The 18,561-nt window shown below is 58.6% G+C and carries 19 protein-coding genes and 3 tRNA genes; 10 read left to right on the top strand and 12 right to left on the bottom strand.

Annotated elements, in window-relative coordinates; genetic code table 11:
* Nucleotides 1–109: 109 nt before the first annotated feature.
* From JK232_RS13185 to uvrY, 6 genes are all read right to left on the bottom strand, one after another.
* Nucleotides 110–195 (bottom strand) — tRNA-Leu (locus JK232_RS13185).
* Nucleotides 196–206: 11 nt separating this feature from the next.
* Nucleotides 207–280, bottom strand: a tRNA-Cys gene (locus tag JK232_RS13180).
* A gap of 64 nt (nucleotides 281–344) precedes the next feature.
* Nucleotides 345–420, bottom strand: a tRNA-Gly gene (locus JK232_RS13175).
* Between the two features lie 141 nt (nucleotides 421–561).
* Nucleotides 562–1,110, bottom strand: a complete 549-nt coding sequence (gene pgsA, locus JK232_RS13170; RefSeq protein ID WP_072925581.1) for a CDP-diacylglycerol--glycerol-3-phosphate 3-phosphatidyltransferase — start codon at nucleotides 1,108–1,110, stop codon at nucleotides 562–564.
* 57 nt (nucleotides 1,111–1,167) lie between these two features.
* Nucleotides 1,168–3,000 carry an excinuclease ABC subunit UvrC gene (gene uvrC / locus JK232_RS13165; RefSeq protein WP_101827949.1) on the bottom strand — a complete coding sequence of 611 codons (1,833 nt, stop codon included), beginning with the start codon at nucleotides 2,998–3,000 and terminating at the stop codon, nucleotides 1,168–1,170.
* Nucleotides 2,993–3,649: a UvrY/SirA/GacA family response regulator transcription factor gene (uvrY, locus tag JK232_RS13160; protein ID WP_072925586.1), complete on the bottom strand. Its 657-nt coding sequence runs from the start codon at nucleotides 3,647–3,649 to the stop codon at nucleotides 2,993–2,995. The genes uvrC and uvrY overlap by 8 nt, the downstream gene beginning before the upstream one ends.
* A gap of 715 nt (nucleotides 3,650–4,364) precedes the next feature.
* On the opposite strand from uvrY, the gene JK232_RS13155 reads away from it, so the two are divergent.
* Nucleotides 4,365–4,589, top strand: a complete 225-nt coding sequence (locus JK232_RS13155; protein WP_072925590.1) for a DUF2594 family protein — start codon at nucleotides 4,365–4,367, stop codon at nucleotides 4,587–4,589.
* A 42-nt stretch (nucleotides 4,590–4,631) separates the two neighbouring features.
* Here JK232_RS13155 and JK232_RS13150 read toward each other — a convergent pair whose 3' ends face one another.
* The 3 genes from JK232_RS13150 to JK232_RS13140 all read right to left on the bottom strand — a co-directional run bounded on the left by JK232_RS13150 (nucleotide 4,632) and on the right by JK232_RS13140 (nucleotide 6,690).
* Nucleotides 4,632–5,267, bottom strand: a complete 636-nt coding sequence (locus tag JK232_RS13150; RefSeq protein ID WP_072925593.1) for a glycoside hydrolase family 19 protein — start codon at nucleotides 5,265–5,267, stop codon at nucleotides 4,632–4,634.
* A 537-nt stretch (nucleotides 5,268–5,804) separates the two neighbouring features.
* Entirely contained in the window at nucleotides 5,805–6,296 is a 492-nt protein-coding gene (locus JK232_RS13145; RefSeq protein WP_072925596.1) for a CinA family protein, read from the bottom strand.
* 97 nt (nucleotides 6,297–6,393) lie between these two features.
* Nucleotides 6,394–6,690, bottom strand: coding sequence for a hypothetical protein (locus JK232_RS13140; RefSeq protein WP_072925598.1), 297 nt, complete (start codon nucleotides 6,688–6,690; stop codon nucleotides 6,394–6,396).
* Between the two features lie 255 nt (nucleotides 6,691–6,945).
* Here JK232_RS13140 and JK232_RS13135 point away from each other — a divergent pair, with 255 nt between their 5' ends.
* Entirely contained in the window at nucleotides 6,946–7,104 is a 159-nt protein-coding gene (locus tag JK232_RS13135) for a hypothetical protein (protein ID WP_165699063.1), read from the top strand.
* A 108-nt stretch (nucleotides 7,105–7,212) separates the two neighbouring features.
* Here the strand turns inward: JK232_RS13135 and JK232_RS13130 are convergent, their stop codons facing one another.
* Nucleotides 7,213–8,796, bottom strand: a complete 1,584-nt coding sequence (locus tag JK232_RS13130; protein WP_212589299.1) for an ABC transporter substrate-binding protein — start codon at nucleotides 8,794–8,796, stop codon at nucleotides 7,213–7,215.
* Between the two features lie 492 nt (nucleotides 8,797–9,288).
* Here JK232_RS13130 and cycA point away from each other — a divergent pair, with 492 nt between their 5' ends.
* Nucleotides 9,289–10,689 carry a D-serine/D-alanine/glycine transporter gene (cycA, locus tag JK232_RS13125; RefSeq protein ID WP_072925603.1) on the top strand — a complete coding sequence of 467 codons (1,401 nt, stop codon included), beginning with the start codon at nucleotides 9,289–9,291 and terminating at the stop codon, nucleotides 10,687–10,689.
* A gap of 58 nt (nucleotides 10,690–10,747) precedes the next feature.
* Here cycA and JK232_RS13120 read toward each other — a convergent pair whose 3' ends face one another.
* Both JK232_RS13120 and rutR read right to left on the bottom strand, forming a co-directional pair.
* Nucleotides 10,748–11,737: a metal-dependent hydrolase gene (locus JK232_RS13120; RefSeq protein WP_072925606.1), complete on the bottom strand. Its 990-nt coding sequence runs from the start codon at nucleotides 11,735–11,737 to the stop codon at nucleotides 10,748–10,750.
* A gap of 157 nt (nucleotides 11,738–11,894) precedes the next feature.
* The gene (gene rutR, locus JK232_RS13115) at nucleotides 11,895–12,617 is read right to left on the bottom strand and encodes an HTH-type transcriptional regulator RutR (RefSeq protein WP_079205144.1); all 723 of its coding nucleotides are present in this window, start codon (nucleotides 12,615–12,617) and stop codon (nucleotides 11,895–11,897) included.
* A gap of 315 nt (nucleotides 12,618–12,932) precedes the next feature.
* On the opposite strand from rutR, the gene rutA reads away from it, so the two are divergent.
* From rutA to rutG, 7 genes are read left to right on the top strand one after another with little or no spacing between them, the layout of a single operon-like run.
* Entirely contained in the window at nucleotides 12,933–14,030 is a 1,098-nt protein-coding gene (rutA, locus tag JK232_RS13110; RefSeq protein WP_072925611.1) for a pyrimidine utilization protein A, read from the top strand.
* Nucleotides 14,030–14,803 carry a pyrimidine utilization protein B gene (gene rutB, locus JK232_RS13105; protein ID WP_072925614.1) on the top strand — a complete coding sequence of 258 codons (774 nt, stop codon included), beginning with the start codon at nucleotides 14,030–14,032 and terminating at the stop codon, nucleotides 14,801–14,803. The genes rutA and rutB overlap by 1 nt, the downstream gene beginning before the upstream one ends.
* Nucleotides 14,804–14,820: 17 nt before the next feature.
* Nucleotides 14,821–15,210 (top strand): pyrimidine utilization protein C, encoded by a 390-nt coding sequence (rutC, locus tag JK232_RS13100; RefSeq protein WP_072925617.1) that lies wholly within the window; start codon nucleotides 14,821–14,823, stop codon nucleotides 15,208–15,210.
* Between the two features lie 22 nt (nucleotides 15,211–15,232).
* Complete coding sequence (gene rutD / locus JK232_RS13095) at nucleotides 15,233–16,024, top strand: pyrimidine utilization protein D (protein WP_072925620.1); 792 nt, start codon at nucleotides 15,233–15,235, stop codon at nucleotides 16,022–16,024.
* Nucleotides 16,021–16,611 carry a malonic semialdehyde reductase gene (locus tag JK232_RS13090; RefSeq protein ID WP_072925623.1) on the top strand — a complete coding sequence of 197 codons (591 nt, stop codon included), beginning with the start codon at nucleotides 16,021–16,023 and terminating at the stop codon, nucleotides 16,609–16,611. Before rutD ends, JK232_RS13090 begins: the two co-directional genes overlap by 4 nt.
* A 22-nt stretch (nucleotides 16,612–16,633) precedes the next feature.
* Nucleotides 16,634–17,179, top strand: a complete 546-nt coding sequence (gene rutF / locus JK232_RS13085) for an NADH-dependent FMN reductase RutF (protein WP_101833826.1) — start codon at nucleotides 16,634–16,636, stop codon at nucleotides 17,177–17,179.
* Nucleotides 17,180–17,227: 48 nt separating this feature from the next.
* Entirely contained in the window at nucleotides 17,228–18,556 is a 1,329-nt protein-coding gene (gene rutG / locus JK232_RS13080) for a pyrimidine utilization transport protein G (protein ID WP_101827943.1), read from the top strand.
* The last annotated feature ends 5 nt before the right edge of the window (nucleotides 18,557–18,561 follow it).

Raw genomic sequence — 18,561 nt, 5'->3', positions numbered from 1 at the left:
GCGGCGGTGGCTATGGATTTTGGGGGGAATGGGTGACAAAAACAAAAAAACCGCCTCTCGGCGGTCTACGACATTACTGCTTATTGCTTTGTTATTCTTTTACTTTCCGTGGTACCCGGGGCGGGACTTGAACCCGCACAGCCATAAGCCGAGGGATTTTAAATCCCTTGTGTCTACCGATTTCACCACCCGGGCATCGGGAAAAGTGGAGGCGCGTTCCGGAGTCGAACCGGACTAGGCGGATTTGCAATCCGCTACATAACCGCTTTGTTAACGCGCCGTAACTGATTTGCCATGTTGTATGGCTAAACTCGTAATGCTTCGCTTACCAGTTTACTTAAATTTGGAGCGGGAAACGAGACTCGAACTCGCGACCCCGACCTTGGCAAGGTCGTGCTCTACCAACTGAGCTATTCCCGCAATAATCAGAAGTTCCTGATTTTCTTATCTTTCAGCAAGCTGCGCTGCCGTCTGATGCGATGCATTCTACTTACCTGTGCCGATGAGTCAACAGAATTATCAGCGCAAAATGTTCGTTTGGCGTTTTTTAAGTCACATCGATCACGGTTCAAGCAAATCTTTCCGGGCCGCATGCAAATATTGGAACATTGACCAGAAAGTCAGCACCGCCGCGATGTACAGCGCAATGATCCCCACAAACTCCAGGGTCGGATCGGGCCGCCACAGCAGCGCCACCAGAGAGAGCATCTGCGCGGTGGTTTTCACCTTGCCGACCCAAGAAACGGCCACGCTGCTGCGTTTCCCGACTTCCGCCATCCACTCCCGCAGGGCCGAGATAATAATTTCACGCGCAATCATGGTGGCGGCCGGCAGGGTTATCCACCAGGCATGGAAATATTCCGCCACCAGCACCAGCGCAATCGCCACCATGACCTTGTCTGCGACCGGGTCAAGGAAAGCGCCAAAACGGGTCGTCTGCTTCCAGCGACGGGCCAGGAAGCCATCAAACCAGTCTGTGATGGCTGCCACCACGAAGATCAGGGCACAGGCCATAGGCGCCCAGACAAACGGGAGGTAGAACGCCAGCACGAAAAAGGGAATCAAAACCACGCGAAACAACGTGAGGCAAGTCGGTATATTAAATTGCATAGCGCTCAGTAACTGTCTGGCAAAAGGGATTATTGTGAGTATGTTGCTACATTGCCCCTAGTGTTTCAACGCATTGTAGATTTTTTCTGCCAATGCATGTGAAATACCCGGCACTTTTGCAATTTCCTCGATGCTGGCGTTGAGCAGGGGTTGCAGCCCGCCCATATATTTCAGCAATACCTGCCGGCGTTTCGGGCCAACGCCCTCAATCGTTTCCAGCGCACTGGTATTGCGTACTTTCGCCCGTTTTTTCCGGTGGCCGGTGATCGCATGGTTATGGGAATCGTCCCGGATATGCTGGATAACGTGCAACGCCGGTGAGTCGGGCGGCAGGGCCATCCCCTCTCCTTCCGGTTTAAAGAACAGCGTCTCCAGCCCCGCCTTGCGGTCGGTGCCTTTGGCAATGCCAATCAGCTTCGGCCGTGTTTTGTCCCAGGTCACATTGAGTTCCGCAAACACATCCATCGCCATGCCCAGCTGCCCTTTGCCGCCGTCGATAAAGATCACGTCCGGGATTTTATTCTCTTCCAGCGCTTTACCGTAACGGCGTTTCAGCACCTGTGCCATTGCCGCATAGTCATCGCCCGGCGTAATGCCGGTAATGTTGTAACGGCGGTACTCGGCGCGGACCGGCCCGTTGCCGTCAAACACCACGCAAGAGGCGACGGTTTGCTCGCCCATCGTATGGCTGATGTCGAAACACTCCATGCGGTTAATCTCAGGCAGGTTCAACACTTTCGCCAGCTCACTTAGCCGCTGGTGAATCGTGGACTGCTGAGAAAGCTTGGTGGCCAGCGCGGTGGCCGCATTGGTACGCGCCAGTTTGAGGTAACGCGCCCGGTCACCGCGCGGCTTGGTCTGGATCGCAATTTTGCGGCCGGACATCTCGCTCAGGGATTCCGCCAGCAGCTCTTTCTCCGGCAGGGCGAAATCCAGCAGAATTTCACCCGGCAGGGTCCGGCCTTCACTGCCCTGCAAATAAAACTGGCCGATAAAGGTCTGCACCACTTCGGCAAGCTCCGTGCCGCCCGGCACTTTCGGGAAGTAGCTGCGGCTGCCCAGCACTTTCCCCTGCCGGAGAAACAGCACATGCATACAGGCCAGTCCGGCATCATAGGAGACGCCGATCACATCCAGGTCGTCACCGTCACCGGAGACAAACTGCCGCTCCGTGACCCGGCGCACTGCCTGGATCTGGTCGCGGATACGCCCGGCTTCCTCAAAGTTCAGTGATTTACTGGCCTGCTCCATGCGCTCAATCAGCTGGGTCAGCACCTGCTGGTCTTTGCCGGCCAGAAACAGCCGCACATACTCCACCTGTTGCCGGTACTCTTCTTCGCTCACCAGCCCTTTCACACAGGGGCCGAGGCAACGGCCAATCTGGTACTGGAGGCAGGGGCGCGAACGGTTGCGGTAGACGCTGTTTTCGCACTGCCGGATCGGGAACAGTTTCTGCAACAGCGCCAGCGTCTCACGCACGGCATAGGAGTTGGGGAACGGCCCGAAATACTCGCCTTTCGCGTGCTTGGCCCCGCGGTGAATGGCGATGCGCGGGTGATCATCGGCACTCAGGAAAATCAGCGGGTAGGATTTATCATCACGCAGCAACACGTTATAACGCGGCTGGTAGAGCTTGATGTAGTTATGCTCCAGCAACAGCGCCTCGGTTTCCGTGTGGGTCACGGTGACGTCAATCTGGTCAATATTCTTGACCAGATTTTCCGTTTTGCGGCTGCCGACATGGGTGCGGAAATAGCTGGAAAGACGCTTTTTCAGGTCTTTCGCTTTCCCTACATAGATGACCGTCCCGGTGGTATCGTACATCCGGTACACACCGGGCTGGCTGGTGACAGTTTTCAGAAATGCCTGGGAATCGAAACGCTCACTCACTGCTGGTTAGGCTCTCGGTGTTGAATAAGCCGTGACGAATAGCCAGATGGGTCAGCTCAACGTCACCGCTGATATTTAACTTACTGAACATGCGATAACGATAGCTGTTCACGGTTTTTGGGCTGAGATTAAGCTGCTCGGAGATCTCATTGACTTTCTGGCCCTTGGTAATCATAAGCATGATTTGCAGTTCGCGCTCAGAAAGACAGCCAAACGGCGTCTCAGTCTGCGGCTCAAGCTGGCTCAGGGCCATCTGCTGGGCAATGTCAGACGCAATATAGCGCTGGCCGGCCGACACCACCCGGATCGCGTTAATCACTTCCTGCGGGGCCGCCCCCTTACTCAGGTAACCTGCCGCCCCGGCCTGCATCACTTTGGCCGGTAACGGGTTCTCGGTATAAATCGTCAACATGATGACTTTAATATCGGGTGAAAAACGCACAATTTTGCGCGTGGCTTCCAGCCCGCCGATCCCCGGCATGTTCATGTCCATAAGCACAATATCAACGTCATTGCTGCGGCACCATTTTACGGCGTCTTCGCCGCACTGTGCCTCACCTGAGACTTTGATACCTTTCACATCTTCAAGAATGCGTCGTATCCCTGCGCGCACCAATTCGTGGTCATCAACAAGAAGAACGCTAATCAAAGAGAATTCTCCAAAAAAGGGGAGTAACGCCGTCAGCTAGTGTCCACTGACATCGGTCAGTGTCTACGCCAGAAATGAACACAAGAGAGCGTGCACAGCGCCCGAAACCACGGGATACGCCACACCGGCACGCGTCAGGCTCTGTTTTTCACAACATCCATTTTTCTATCATCCAAACATGACAAACTGCGCACTGCCGTCAGCGAACCTTGTTTTTATTCGTTGCGAAAAGGAAGCGGCTATTTGCAGGGGTCATTTTACTGTATGCCCGCTTATTTGACCAATAAACACTGTAAAAAATTGCTAGCGTTTTCATCAAGGCTTACCATTTTAGCAAACCTTTGAATTTAGTCGAAAAACGCAAAAAACGCCAACACTGTCAGATCATTTTTACAGCATGTTTACATTAAACTCAGCGAATTATTTCGCTATCCTGGCCCCATCAATTAGCTTACCGCACGTTTTGCCCGATAATTGGCCTGATAATGAAATTAATAATGGTATCTTTTAAATACCTGTTTTCATGTCACGCCTTTTTTTATAACTTTTTTGCGCATTTTATCCTTTTTCTGACATATGCCCCCGGTGCGTCTGCGTCATCGCCGGTTGCCGGAGGAGAGACGCCGCCCTTCCTGTGGTATACTCGCCCGCTTCTGTATTTTACGTTGCGGTACGGTATGCCGTGACGCGTTGTTCATCGCAAGGAGATGAGATTGTGAGCCTTAACGAATTTGCCACTGACCCGAATGTAGAAACCCTGGCGACTGAAATTGCCTGCCTGAAAGCGACCCTGACCATGATCCTGAAGGCGCTGGGCCAGGCTGATGCCGGTAAAGTGGTGCTGAACCTGGAAAAATTCATCGCCCAGATCGAAGATGAGCAGCAGGCGGACACCTTCCGCACCACGCTTGCCCAGATCAAACAGGCCTACCGCCAATAATCTGCCGAGCCAGACGCCTGCCGTCTGGCTCCCCTTTCAGGCTCACTTCATCAGCCCCAGCGCTTTCTGCGCCACCCGCAGGCGCGCCTGCCGGTCTTCAATGCCGTTCAGCCCACCGTTAATGGCTTTGGTCATGCCGATAAAATCCCCCATGTCCGCAAAACGGCTGAGATTTTTCTCCCGCCAGAACCACCCCGCAGAACGGGCCGCATTGATGTCCAGCAGCAGCAGGTCCGGGTTCCCCAGCAGATCCAGCCCCAGCGCCCGGCCGCACAGCAAATAGTTGCCTTTGAATGTCACCTGCTTCAGGCCGCGGCCGCGGTAAGTCCAGCCGTCATCAGGCTGCGTATTGCCGACCCGCCCCCCGTACACCAGGTTGGCAATCGCCCGTTGCCGCTCCACCGGCAGTGCCGGTTCGCCGGGTTTGCGCCCCAGTGCCTGGCGTTGCTGCGGCGTCATACGCGGGCCAAAAATAATCAGGCCGGTGACGCTGTAATTAAAGGACTCAATAATCCGGGTAAATCCGCCGGACTCCGTGCCAATCTGCGCAATAAAACAGGCCTGGCGCGGCAGGGTGTCAATCACAAACTCGTGGCAGGTCTGCATAAAAGGCTCGTACCAGCGGTCGGCCAGCGTATCAGTCAGGGCAGCGGCGTGTTTAAATTGATCGCGTGTCATAGGTGTGCTCTCCGATTGGTAAGTTTTTTTAAACGGTAGCATCCACACGAAATAGAATAGCCAGCCCGGCAACACTAAATATCACGGCATAAAACAAAATAACTCAATGATAATGATGAGAATCGTGAGGGGACGCGGCGCTTACTCTATTATACGCGCATCGTTATTTGCGGAAATAAAACACCGCCGGAAATAAAAATAAAGAGGCCGGATTGTGATGGCGCATCATAAATACTCACCCGCCCCTCATTTGAATAAATAAAGGCGCGTAATAAAATAAATTATGCTCATTACTTTTATTTCCCATACATGATTCCGCGGGCGGAATAACAGCTTGAATAGGCCTGAGAACTTCAACCGGTGCTACACCGGCTGCCGGTTATCTGACGCACAAACAAGGTGGCCGGGCAGAAGCGCGGCTTATTGATATGCACGTGATTCGACCCTCAGGCCATAAAGGGGATAACGCGGGAAACCGCGACAGGATAAACCGGGGGCACCAGGCCCGCCATACACGGGCCCGGTATGGGGTGGCGATCAGCGGTTTTTCAGCAGGGCGATCAGGCGCGTCAGGGCAAAGTGGGCCGCTGCGGTAATCACCTCCTCGCAATCACCGGAAAAGGTTTCCACCTCGGCAACGGTCAGCCCGTCAGAGAACGCCCAGCCAAACCAGACCGTCCCGGCGGGTGTGCCGTCCGGCCCGCCATCCGGCCCGGCGTAGCCACTGATGGACACCGCGGCCTGCTCCCCGGAGATACGCAGCGCACCTTGCGCCATCTCCCGGACCACCGGCTCACTGACGGCAGTATAAGTGTCGAGCGCACTGCGGCTCACCCCCAGGACTTCCTGCTTCGCCTGGTTGGTATACGTAATAAAGCCGCGGCTGAAAAAATCCGCGCTTGATTCTGCTGAGGCCACCGCCATCGCGGCCAGCCCCGCCGTGCAGGATTCCGCAAACGTCACTTTCATCCCGCGTGCTTTCAGGACTTCACCCAATTCTTCCGCAGTCTGTTGCAGCTTTTTATCCATATTACCTCCAGCGTAATGACCCATATCCCGGCCCAGGCGACAGGCCGGGAAGTCTATAAGCATAGCCTGCTTTAACGCACCCGGCCGGAGGAATAGGCTATTCGCCGTGCGCCCTGCGCCATGCCTCTACCTGTTCCTCCGGGACATCCTCTTTATAACAGAGGGGTTCCGCGCCGCCCGGTTTACTCCAGGCACTGCGGCCGCCGCACTGGCTGCCGTTACGGGCGCTGTTATAAGGGCAGGCGCAATTGCCGGAATAGCCGGAAATAGACGCTTCAATCAATAATTGTTTTATTTCATCGTCCGACGTCTGTGTTTTTTTTGCTGTGGCGTCATACGCCGTCAAACTCAGGCACGCCAGCAGCAATGCCCGATAAGAGAGAGTCCTTAACATCGTATGTCCTTTTTAATGAAAAATGGTATAAAGGCGCAGTAAATGCCGGGATATCTTATTAAGAACCCGAAACGCGAAATGAGATCAATGAGTCAATTTTATAAGGTTTTTTAGCGTATTACCGGCCACCTCAACAGAAACAGTGAGACAGAGTCTTACCCCCGGCGTCAGGCGCTGCGCCTGTCCGCTCACTCTGCCGGTAAGAGGTGATAGCCTGCTGAGGACTTACCAGGAAATAACTGCACAGGAGATAGGATGTCCACGTTTACGATCATTGCCATTCCAATGATGGTGGTAGGGTTAGTGATGCTGACCCTTGCTGCCACGATGAAAAACCAAACATTTCTTATTGTGGGAGGGGTGTTTATCACCTCGTCTTTCGTCAATGCCGTTATCGGGATGAGCGTAAGCTGACGAGCGCTGTACGCCTGCCCTGCCGGAAAACCGCAAAAAAGGGCGTGCGCGATCATTGCGCACGCCCTTTTACGGTGGTTCCACACCTGTCGCAGCAATCAGGCGGCCTCAGCGTTTTTTGCTGACGGCATCATAGAACAGCATACTGTTGCCGAGGTTCTGGCTGGCCCCCTCAATATCGCTGCGCAACCCGACCTGCCGCTGCCCCTGAAGCGTCACCACATACGGTGAATTCTGCTGAATCTCTGTCTGCAACTGCGTATAGAGCGCGTGGCGCTGCGTCGCATTGCTGGCTGCTGCGGCAGTGCGGGTCTGCTCACTGAGCGACGGGATCTGCCAGCCCACGCGCCATGCCAGGGTTTTTGGCCCACCCGGCACGTTATAGGCAAAGGTGCTGGCGTTGGTGTTCGGGTCGATGTAGTCCGGCCCCCAATAGATGAAAATCGATTGGAAATCGCGGCTGCGCATTTTGCCCCACAGCTCCGCCTCCGGCACCGGTTTGATGTTGAGCGTAATATCCGCCTGGGCAAAGCTGGCCTGTAACGCCTGCGCCACATCGGTATACGGTGGCTGGTTGACGATGGTCAAATCAACGTGGGTGCCCGGCTTGATACCCGCCCCGGCCAGAATGGCTTTCGCTTTTGCCACATCCAGATGGAAGGGTTTGCTCTCCAGCGCCCCGTCGAAGCCTTGCGGCAGAAATGCCTGATGCACCTGGAACTGCCCTTTCAGCAACTGGTTGGCGATGCCGTCATAATCCACCAGCCAGCGCGCCGCCTGCCAGAATGCGGGGTTGCCGAGCACCGGCTGCTGCGGGTTCTGGGTGTTAAAACCGAGATAATAGATAAGCCCGGAGGGGAAGCCCGCCACCCGCACACCCGGCTGGTGCGCCAGCGCGGCAAACTGGTCTGCACCCAGATCGTAGGCCACATCGGCGTCGCCCTGCTCCAGCAGCAAGCGGCGGGTGCCGGGGTCAGCCACGTTTTTCAGGATCACCCGTTTCAGTTTCGGGGCCGTGGCAGCCTGCGGGTTCGCTTCCAGGATCAGCGCCTCATGGGGAATGTAGTTGCGCACGCGGTAAGCTGCGCTGCCGGCGGAGTGGGTGCGCAGCCAGCCGTTGCCAAAATCATTGCCCTGGGTCTGTTGCGCCAGCAGTTTGCTGTCCACGATGGAGGCCACCGGCGCAGAGAGCAGGCGTAAGGCCAGATCGCGGCCAATCGGCGACGTCCAGCGGATCTCCAGCTGGTGGTCATCATAGCGGGTGAACTGCGCCCCAATGTTCTCCGGCGTCCAGCCAAACTCACTCAGGATAAACGACGGGGTCTTGTTCAGCTTTACCACGCGGCTCAGCGAATAGATCACATCATCCGCCGTGACCGGGTTGCCGCCGGCGAAACGCGCGTCGGGGTTAAGGGTAAACCGCAGGCTGTGCTCACTGGTGCCCGGCTGCCACCCGGTCGCCAGCGCCGGCACCAGTTTACGCGGGTCCTGCCGGTCCGGGGCCACCAGCCCCTGGTAGATATCCACCAGGCTGCCGGTGCTCACCGTCTCAAAACTCTCGGCCGGGTCGAGGCTGATTACCCCATCCAGCGAAATAGCCACAATCAGCGTATCCGCCGGCGTGGCGGCCTGTGCAGGGGAAAAACCAAGGAGTGCGGCGAGGGCCGCCGTCACGGGCAACAGTCTGGGCATGGCATCTTCCTGAAAGAAAAGCGATATCCCGACTATAGGGGTTTCCGCGGCCGGGTGAAATGCCGGATCCGGCAATGCTTAGCACCTTTCAGAGAATAGCCAGATCAACGGCTTATCACGGCACGCCGCAGGATAACCGGCGCTGATGGCGGCATAAGTGCCCGCCTTCGCCGCTTTATTCACCGTATTTCGCTCAGAAAAAAATAGCTGCCCGGCAGAACGCACAATTTACTTTCTCCGTGACCGGAATCACGTTGTTCGGATGTATTTATTTTGTTAGCCTCTTGCGCTTTGCTATTTACCCCGGCGGACGTTCCACCCGCGTAAAAATAAGTATACAAGCCGTACGTTCGCCCCCGCAGAAAATAGCTTTCGCGAAACTAACAGTTAACACAAATATTACATTATCTTGATAACCGCTTCAGGCACAACACAACATCAACAAGAGCCATTCAGAGCTCCTCACTGATAACAAGACAGGAACCTTTATTAATGGTTGATCAAACAAAAGAACTCAACGCCGCCCCCGCGCGCGGTGAAGAGAATCTGAAACGCAATCTGACAAACCGGCATATTCAGCTTATTGCCATTGGCGGGGCCATCGGCACCGGGCTGTTTATGGGCTCCGGCAAAACCATCAGCCTGGCCGGGCCGTCGATCATCTTCGTTTATATGATCATCGGCTTTATGCTGTTTTTTGTGATGCGCGCGATGGGCGAGCTGCTGCTGTCTAACCTGGAATATAAATCGTTCAGTGATTTTGCCACCGACCTGCTTGGCCCGTGGGCCGGTTATTTCACCGGCTGGACGTACTGGTTCTGCTGGATTGTCACCGGCATTGCCGATGTGGTCGCCATCTCCTCCTATGCGCAGTTCTGGTTCCCCGGCTTATCGCACTGGGTTGCCTCGCTGCTTTGCGTATTGCTGCTGCTGAGCCTGAACCTGGCCACGGTCAAGCTGTTCGGCGAGATGGAATTCTGGTTTGCGATGATCAAGATTGTCGCGATTGTGGCGCTGATTATCGCCGGCGTGGTGATGGTGATGATGCACTTCCCTTCCCCGTCGGGCAGCGTGGCCGCGTTCAGCAACATCTGGAATGACGGCGGCATGTTCCCGAAAGGCCTGAGCGGCTTCTTTGCCGGCTTCCAGATTGCCGTGTTCGCGTTTGTCGGCATTGAGCTGGTGGGCACCACCGCTGCGGAAACCAAAGATCCGGAAACCGTGCTGCCGCGCGCCATCAACTCCATCCCGCTGCGTATCATCATGTTCTATGTGTTTGCGCTGGTGACCATCATGGCCGTGACGCCGTGGCGTTCCGTGGTCGCGGACAAAAGCCCGTTCGTCGAGCTGTTTGTGCTGGTGGGCCTGCCGGCAGCAGCCAGCATCATTAACTTTGTGGTGCTGACCTCGGCAGCCTCCTCGGCCAACAGCGGCATTTTCTCTACCAGCCGTATGCTGTTTGGCCTGTCGCAGGAAGGCAGTGCGCCGAAAAGTTTCGGCCGCCTCTCCCGCCGCGCGGTGCCGTCCACCGGGCTGATCTTCTCTTGCATCTGCCTGCTGAGCGGTGTGGTGCTGATCTACCTGATCCCGAATGTGATGACGGTGTTCACGCTGGTCACCACGGTGTCGGCAATCCTGTTTATGTTCGTCTGGAGCATCATTCTCTGCTCCTATCTGGTCTACCGCCGTACCCGCCCGCAACTGCACCAGGCGTCTGCCTATAAAATGCCGCTCGGCGTGGTGATGTGCTGGGTATGTCTGGCGTTCTTCGCCTTTGTGCTGGTGCTGCTGACGTTGCAGGAAGACACCCGCCAGGCGTTGATGGTCACGCCGCTCTGGTTCCTGCTGCTGGGCGTGACTTACGCGGCCCTGCGCCGTAAACAGCGCGCCTGACCGGCCTGCCCCGCCCGCTGCGGCGGGGCAGTCTCCTCATTCCCGCCCCCGCGTCCCCCTATTCCGCTTTCAACTGTTGCCACACCCGGCCAATCATCTCACTGACCGGCGGGCGCACACTGTTGATCCGTGTCGGCAGCACTTCTCCGTTGGGCGCATTCAGCGGCCCCAGATCAAAGGTAAAGGTGTAATACGGTTCCTCGCCCATGCGCAGATCGCTGAGCCACAGGTGCCCGTTCTGTTCCTGCATCCGGAAAAAGCCGTGGGTAAACCATGCCATGCGCGCCACATACGGGTTATCACGGTGCGCCGCATACAGCGCCTCACCGCGCGGGTAGAAGGTGAACGTCAGCGGCTGATCCGGTGCCAGCAGCGAATAGAAGCCTTCGCCGTAGGTGCCCGGCGTCATCACCACCACCCGCCATACCAGGGTATTCAGGCTGGTCGGCGTCACCAGCACCCGCTCGCTGTTGATATAGTTCCGGGCGATCGCCTGCCGGGCGGCGTCGGTTGCCTGCTGCTGGGCAAACACACTCCAGAGCAGATACACGCAGCTCAGCAGTAACCCGCCGTGGTTCCAGCGCAGGCCGCGCCGGTTACGCAGGATGAGCGCCGCGATGACGCCCACCAGCAGCGGCAGGGTATAGAGCGGATCGATGATAAACACGCTGCCGATGGCATAAGGGTAATCGGTAAAAGGCAGGCCGAACTGGGTGCCGTACACCGTCATGGTGTCCAGCAACGGGTGGGTAACCAGCGCCAGCCACACCGCGAGCCAGAGGCGGATCACCTGGCCGCGCAGCCGGAACAGGATGCCGGCCAGCCAGGAGATCAGCGGCGACACCAGCGTCAGGTAAAACAGCGCGTGGCTTTCGGTGCGGTGCATGGTCATGTTGCTGACCGGGTCGCCGCGGTCAAAAAACACATCGAGATCGGGCAGCGTGCCGCATACCGCCCCCAGCAGGGCCGATTGCCAGACCGGCATCCGGCGGCCCATCACCGTCACGCTGAGGGCGGCACCCAGCGCCAGTTGTGAAACAGAATCCATCGCATCTCCCTGAACGGCAAAAACGAAAAAGAGAACGGTATGACGGCATCAGCGTCCGCCGTGGCTGGTTTAACCCTATGCGCTGATGGGCAAAATTACCAAAACTCCGTCGGATGGGCACTGAGATTAGGATTAATGCCCCTGGCCGGCAGGCGGTTCAGGGGCGCAGGCGGATGCCGTCGACAATGATGCGCTGGAGGGTGTCCAGGGTCTGCTGGAAAAAGGCCTCATCCTGCAATGAGCGGCCGGAAATCGCCTCAACCTGCACCCAGAAATCCGCGTAGTGCTGGGTAGTGGCCCACAGCATAAAGATCAGCTGCAACGGCGCGACCGGTGCGATGCGCTGCGTTGCCACCCACTCTTCGATGATCGCGGATTTCTCCGCCACCAGCGTTTTCAGCGAGCCTTGCAGCTCCTGCTTCAGCAGCGGCGCGCCCTGAACCATCTCCAGGCAGAACAGGCGCGACGCCTGCGGGTGATCGCGCGACACCTCCAGTTTCAGCCGGATGTAGTCGCTGATCGCCGCCAGCGGTGCCTGGTCGGCGCGCAGCGCTTTCAGCGGGGCCAGCCAGATGTCGAGGAGATCCTTCAGCACCGCCACATAAAGCGCCTCTTTGGACGGGAAATAGTAGAGCAGATTGGTTTTGGAGACGTCCGCCCGCGCCGCCACCTGATCGAGGCTGGTGCCGTGGATGCCGTACTGGGAAAAAAATTCCAGCGCCGCGGCCATAATCGCCTGCCGTTTGGCGGCCACGGCCCGTGAACGGCGGGTGGGTGTTTTTGCTTTGGTGGCCGCGGCCACCGGTTGGCCATCCTGTTCTGCGGGTAACTTCACATCCCCTCCAGGGACTCTCAATGGTTTACATGATGTTTTCTTCATCAAGCATAACAAATGACGATGAATGCGCCTATGTTACCGCCCCAAAGCCGTTCCCTACCCCGTCTGGGTTAATTTTTTAACAAATCTGCACCATTTTTGCTCAAATCTGCCTGCTTTTTGTGCACAAATTTTTTACCAAATGGTCTGTTTCAGACCATTCAGTCAGTAGTCACTGCCCGTTATTTTTTAACCTGCTGATTAGCTTACTGTTTAAAAAAGTGGCATTGGGTTTGCAATACCTCCCTTACCCCGGCACCGCGTTGCACCGGCAACCTGCCTGATGACATGACCGTCCTGACTACATGAGGTGTGCAGATGAAAATTGGCGTCTTTATCCCGATCGGCAACAACGGCTGGTTAATCTCCACCAACGCCCCGCAATACAAGCCGACTTTTGAGCTGAACAAAGCCATCGTGCAGAAAGCGGAGCATTACCATTTCGATTTCGCACTGTCGATGATCAAGCTGCGCGGCTTTGGCGGCAAAACTGAGTTCTGGGACCATAACCTGGAGTCCTTCACGCTGATGGCCGGGCTGGCTGCCGTGACCTCCCGCATCAAAATCTTTGCCACGGCCGCCACCCTGACAATGCCCCCGGCGATTGTGGCGCGCATGGCCTCAACGATTGATTCCATCTCCAACGGGCGTTTCGGCCTGAACGTGGTGACCGGCTGGCAGAAACCGGAATATGAGCAGATGGGTATCTGGCCGGGCGACGACTACTTCAGCCGCCGTTACGACTACCTGGCCGAATATGTGCAGGTGCTGCGTGACCTGTGGGGCACCGGCAAATCGGACTTCAAAGGCGATTTCTTCCAGATGGACGATTGCCGCCTCAGCCCGCAGCCGCAGGCGGAGATGAAAGTGATTTGCGCCGGGCAGAGCGACGCGGGCATGGCCTTCTCCGCGCAGTATGCCGACTACAACTTCTGCTTTGGTAAGGGCGTCAACACCCCGGCGGCCTTTGCCCCAACCGCAGCCCGGATGAAAAGCGCTGCGGAGAAAACCGGGCGGGACGTCTCCTCCTACGTCCTGTTTATGATCATCGCCGATGAAACCGACGAGGCGGCGCGCGCCAAATGGGAGCACTACAAAGCGGGTGCAGACACCGGGGCGCTGGCCTGGCTCACCGAGCAGAGCAGCAAAGACACCAAATCCGGCGCGGACACCAACGTGCGCCAGATGGCTGACCCGACGTCCGCCGTCAACATCAATATGGGCACGCTGGTCGGCTCTTATGCCCATGTGGCGAAAATGCTGGATGAAGTGGCCACCGTGCCCGGTACCGAAGGCGTCCTGCTGACCTTTGACGACTTTATCAACGGCATCGAGCAGTTTGGCGAACGCATCCAGCCGCTGATGAAAACCCGCCAGTCGGTGCTCACCGGTGACACCAACCGCGAGGTAGCGTAATGAACATTGTTGACCCCCATCACGATGCAGAGTCCACCCCGGTAGTGCGCCGCCAGCCCGGTGAGCCGGGCAGCGAAGTGATCCTGCCCGCCCGGCCGGAGGCGCTTGCCTTCAGCCCGCAACAGACCGCGCTGATCGTGGTGGATATGCAGAATGCTTATGCCTCGCAGGGTGGCTATCTGGACCTGGCCGGGTTTGATGTCTCCGCCACCGGGCCGGTGATTGCCAATATTAACACCGCCATTGCCGCCGCCCGCGCCGCCGGCATCAAGGTTATCTTCTTCCAGAACGGCTGGGACAACCAGTATGTGGAAGCGGGCGGCCCCGGCTCGCCGAATTTCCACAAATCCAACGCGCTGAAAACCATGCGCAAACGCCCGGCGCTCCAGGGCAAGCTGCTGGCGAAAGGCGACTGGGATTATGAGCTGGTGGATGAGCTGCGCCCGCAGCCGGGTGACATCGTGCTGCCGAAACCGCGCTACAGCGGCTTCTTCAATACCCAGCTCGACAGCCTGCTGCGCAGTTACGGCATCCACCATCTGGTGTTTACCGGCATCGCCACCAACGTCTGCGTGGAATCCACGTTGCGCGACGGCTTCTTCCTGGAGTATTTCGGCGTGGTGCTGGAAGACGCCACCCATCAGGCCGGGCCGCCGTTTGCCCAGCAGGCCGCACTGTTCAACATCGAAACCTTTTTCGGCTGGGTCTCGGACGTGGCAAGTTTCTGCCGCGCCGTGGAGGGGCAACGCGCCCCGCTCAGCCAGACCGCCTGACTTCAGGGAGAGACGCAATGCCTAAACACGCCATTATTCCCCCCGGCAGCGGCGTACCGCTGGCGCCCTTTGTCCCCGGCACGCTGGCTGACGGCGTGGTCTATGTCTCCGGGACGCTGCCGTTCGATAAAGAGAACAACGTGGTGCATGTCGGCGATGCCGCCGCCCAGACGCGCCACGTGCTCGAAACCATCAAAAGCGTGATTGAAACCGCAGGCGGCACGATGGATGACGTGACCTTTAACTCGATTTTTATCACTGACTGGGCCAATTACGCGGCGATTAATCAGGTCTACGCCGGGTACTTCCCCGGTGACAAACCGGCCCGTTTCTGCATCCAGTGCGGGCTGGTGAAGCCGGACGCGCTGATTGAGATCGCCACCATTGCCCATATCGGCACCCGCTGACCGTCACCTAAGAGAGGCCATGATGTATTACGAGGTGCTGGGCGACCCGTCGCCCACTGCTGAGACCGTCGTGCTCAGTGCCGGTCTGGGCGGCAGCGGCAGTTTCTGGCAGCCGCAACTGGCCGCGCTGGCGGCCGAACGCCGGGTGATCCTTTACGACCACAATGGCACCGGCCGCAGCGGCGGCACCCTGGCGCCGGGCTACCGGATGGCAGACATGGCCGCCGAACTGGCTGCGTTGTTACAGCGGCTGGAGGTGCAGCGCTGCCATCTGGTGGGCCATGCGCTGGGCGGCATTATCGGGTTGCAGCTGGCGCTGGATTACCCCGGCCTGCTGCACAGCCTGGTGGTGGTCAACGGCTGGCCGGTGCTGGACAGCCAGACCCGGCGCTGCTTCAACGTGCGCCGCGATCTGCTGCTGAACAGCGGCGTGGAAGCCTATGTGCGCGCCCAGCCGCTGTTCCTCTACCCGGCGGACTGGCTGTCACAGCATGAGGCGCTGCTGGAGCAGGAGCAGGCGCACCAGGTCGCGCACTTTCAGGGCATGGAAAACCTGCTGCACCGGCTGGAGGCGCTGATGGCCGCCGATCTGCGTGCCCGGCTGCCGGCGCTGGAGGCACCGGTGCTGGCACTGTGCGCGCGGGATGACCTGCTGGTGCCCTACCCTTGTTCAGCGGCGCTGGCAGCGGCCCTGCCGCAGGGCCATTACCAGGAGATGGCCTATGGCGGCCATGCCATGAGCGTGACGGACCCGGAGACCTTTACTTCCCTTTTACTGGCGTGGCTGAAACGCCACCCAATGGAGCCTGTATGAATGAAGCCCTGAGCGCTGCCGCCCTGGCCACGCTGTTTACCGAGGCGCGCAGCCAGAATGGCTGGCTGGATAAGCCGGTGAGTGATGCGCTGTTGCAGGAGGTGTACCAGCTCGCCAGCCTCGGCCCGACCTCCGCCAATTGCAGCCCGGCGCGCATCGTGTTTGTGCGCAGCCCACAAGCCCGCGCACGGCTGCTGCCCGCGCTCTCCAGCGGCAATGTCGCCAAGACGCAAAGTGCGCCGGTCACCGCCATTATGGCCTGGGACCCGGCGTTTTATGACGCCCTGCCGGAACTCTTCCCGCACGGCGATGCCCGCAGCTGGTTTACCTCCAGCCCGGAACTGGCCCACGAGACGGCGTTCCGTAACGCCAGCCTGCAAGCCGCCTACCTGATCATCGCCTGCCGCTCACTGGGGCTGGACACCGGGCCAATGTCCGGTTTCGACCCGGCGAAAATCGAGCAGGAATTTCTGGCGGAACAGGGCTGGAAAGTCAATTTTCTGATCAATATCGGCTATGGCGATGCCGGCAAGGTGTATGGCCGCCTGCCGCGCCTGCCGTTCGACCGCGCCTGCCGGTTATGCTGATTTCATAGTAAGGAGCTGACATATGCACACTGCATTACCCTATGCGGATACCGCTGCGCAGGCGGCCCCCCCGGTTGAGCCGGTGACGCAACACACGTTCCGCCAGGCCATGTCCTGCCTGGGGGCGGCGGTCAATATCATCACCACCGATGGCCCGGCAGGCCGCGCCGGTTTTACTGCCTCGGCAGTATGCAGCGTGACCGACACCCCGCCGACGCTGCTGGTCTGCCTGAACCGTTCCGCCTCGGTGCACCCGGCCTTTGCCCGCAACCAGCAGCTTTGCGTTAACACGCTGTCCGCCGGGCACGAGGACCTCTCCAACCTGTTTGGCGGCAAAACGCCGATGGAGGCCCGCTTCGCCGCTGCCGACTGGTCGCGGCTGGCGACCGGCTCGCCGGTGCTGGCCGGGGCAGTGGCCAATTTTGATTGCCGCATCACCCAGACGGTCAGCGTCGGCACCCATGACATCCTGTTCTGTGAGGTGGTGGCGTTGCGGCGTAATGACGCGGGCCACGGCCTGGTCTATTTCGACCGGCGCTACCACCCGCTGATGCGCCAGCTCAGTTAACCGGCCCGCCGCACCGCGGCGGTCTGCATTCCACCTCTGGAGAACACCATGACCTCTTCCTGGTTTCCGAAATGGCATAAACGGCAGGGCAATCTTGACGGGGCAATCATCGCCCCGGATGAGCGGTTGCCGCTCTGGCCGACGCTGGTGATGGGGCTGCAACACTCGGTGGCGATGTTTGGTGCCACGGTGCTGATGCCGCTGCTGATGGGCTTTGATGCCAATCTGGCGATTCTGATGTCCGGCATCGGCACCCTGCTGTTCTTTCTGGTGGTGGGCGGCCGGGTGCCCAGTTACCTCGGCTCCAGCGCGGCTTTTGTCGGGCTGGTGATCGCCGTGACCGGCTACGGCGGCCAGGGGCCGAACCCCAATATGGGGGTGGCGCTGGGCGGCATCATCGCCTGTGGGGCCGTCTATACGCTGATCGGGGTAATTGTGATGGCGGCCGGCACCCGCTGGATTGAACGGCTGATGCCGCCGGTGGTCACCGGTGCGGTGGTGATGGCGATTGGCCTCAACCTGGCACCGATTGCGGTGAAAAGCGTCTCAGGCTCGACGTTTGACAGCTGGATGGCGGTGATCACGGTGCTCTGTATCGGCAGTGTGGCGGTGTTTACCCGTGGGCTGCTGCAACGCCTGCTGATCCTGATCGGGCTGCTGGCAGCCTACCTGATCTACATCGCGGTGACCAACGGGCTGGGCTGGGGCACACCGGTGAATTTTGCGCCGGTGGCACAAGCTGCCTGGTTCGGCCTGCCGGCGTTCAGCACGCCGGTATTCAGCAGCCAGGCGATGCTGCTGATCGCGCCGGTGGCGGTGATCCTGGTGGCGGAGAACCTCGGCCATATCAAAGCGGTGGCGGGCATGACCGGCAAAAACCTCGACCCGTACATGGGGCGCGCCTTTGTCGGTGACGGCCTGGCGACCATGCTTTCCGCCTCGATGGGCGGCACCGGTGTGACGACCTATGCTGAGAATATCGGCGTGATGGCGGTGACCCGCATCTACTCCACGCTGATTTTTGTGGCGGCGGCGCTGGTTGCCATTCTGCTGGGCTTCTCGCCCAAGTTTGGTGCAGTGATCCACACCATTCCCGGCCCGGTGCTGGGCGGCACCTCGATTGTGGTGTTTGGGTTGATTGCCGTGGCAGGCGCGCGTATCTGGGTGCAGAACCGGGTGGATCTCAGTGAGAACGGCAACCTGATCATGGTCGCCGTGACGCTGGTGCTGGGCGCCGGGGATTTTGCCCTGAGCCTGGGCGGCTTCACGATGGGGGGCATCGGCACCGCTACCTTTGGGGCCATTCTGCTGAATGCCCTGCTGCGCAACCGGCGTAGAGTGCCGGTTGGCACAGAAGCTGCATTAAAAGATCGCTGACGACC

Origin of the sequence: Nissabacter archeti, from assembly GCF_018257325.1 — a bacterium.
GTDB classification, from domain to species: Bacteria; Pseudomonadota; Gammaproteobacteria; order Enterobacterales; family Enterobacteriaceae; genus Chimaeribacter; species Chimaeribacter arupi.
The sequence above is the reverse complement of the archived record's forward strand: the minus strand, read 5'-3'. Positions and strand labels throughout refer to the sequence as shown.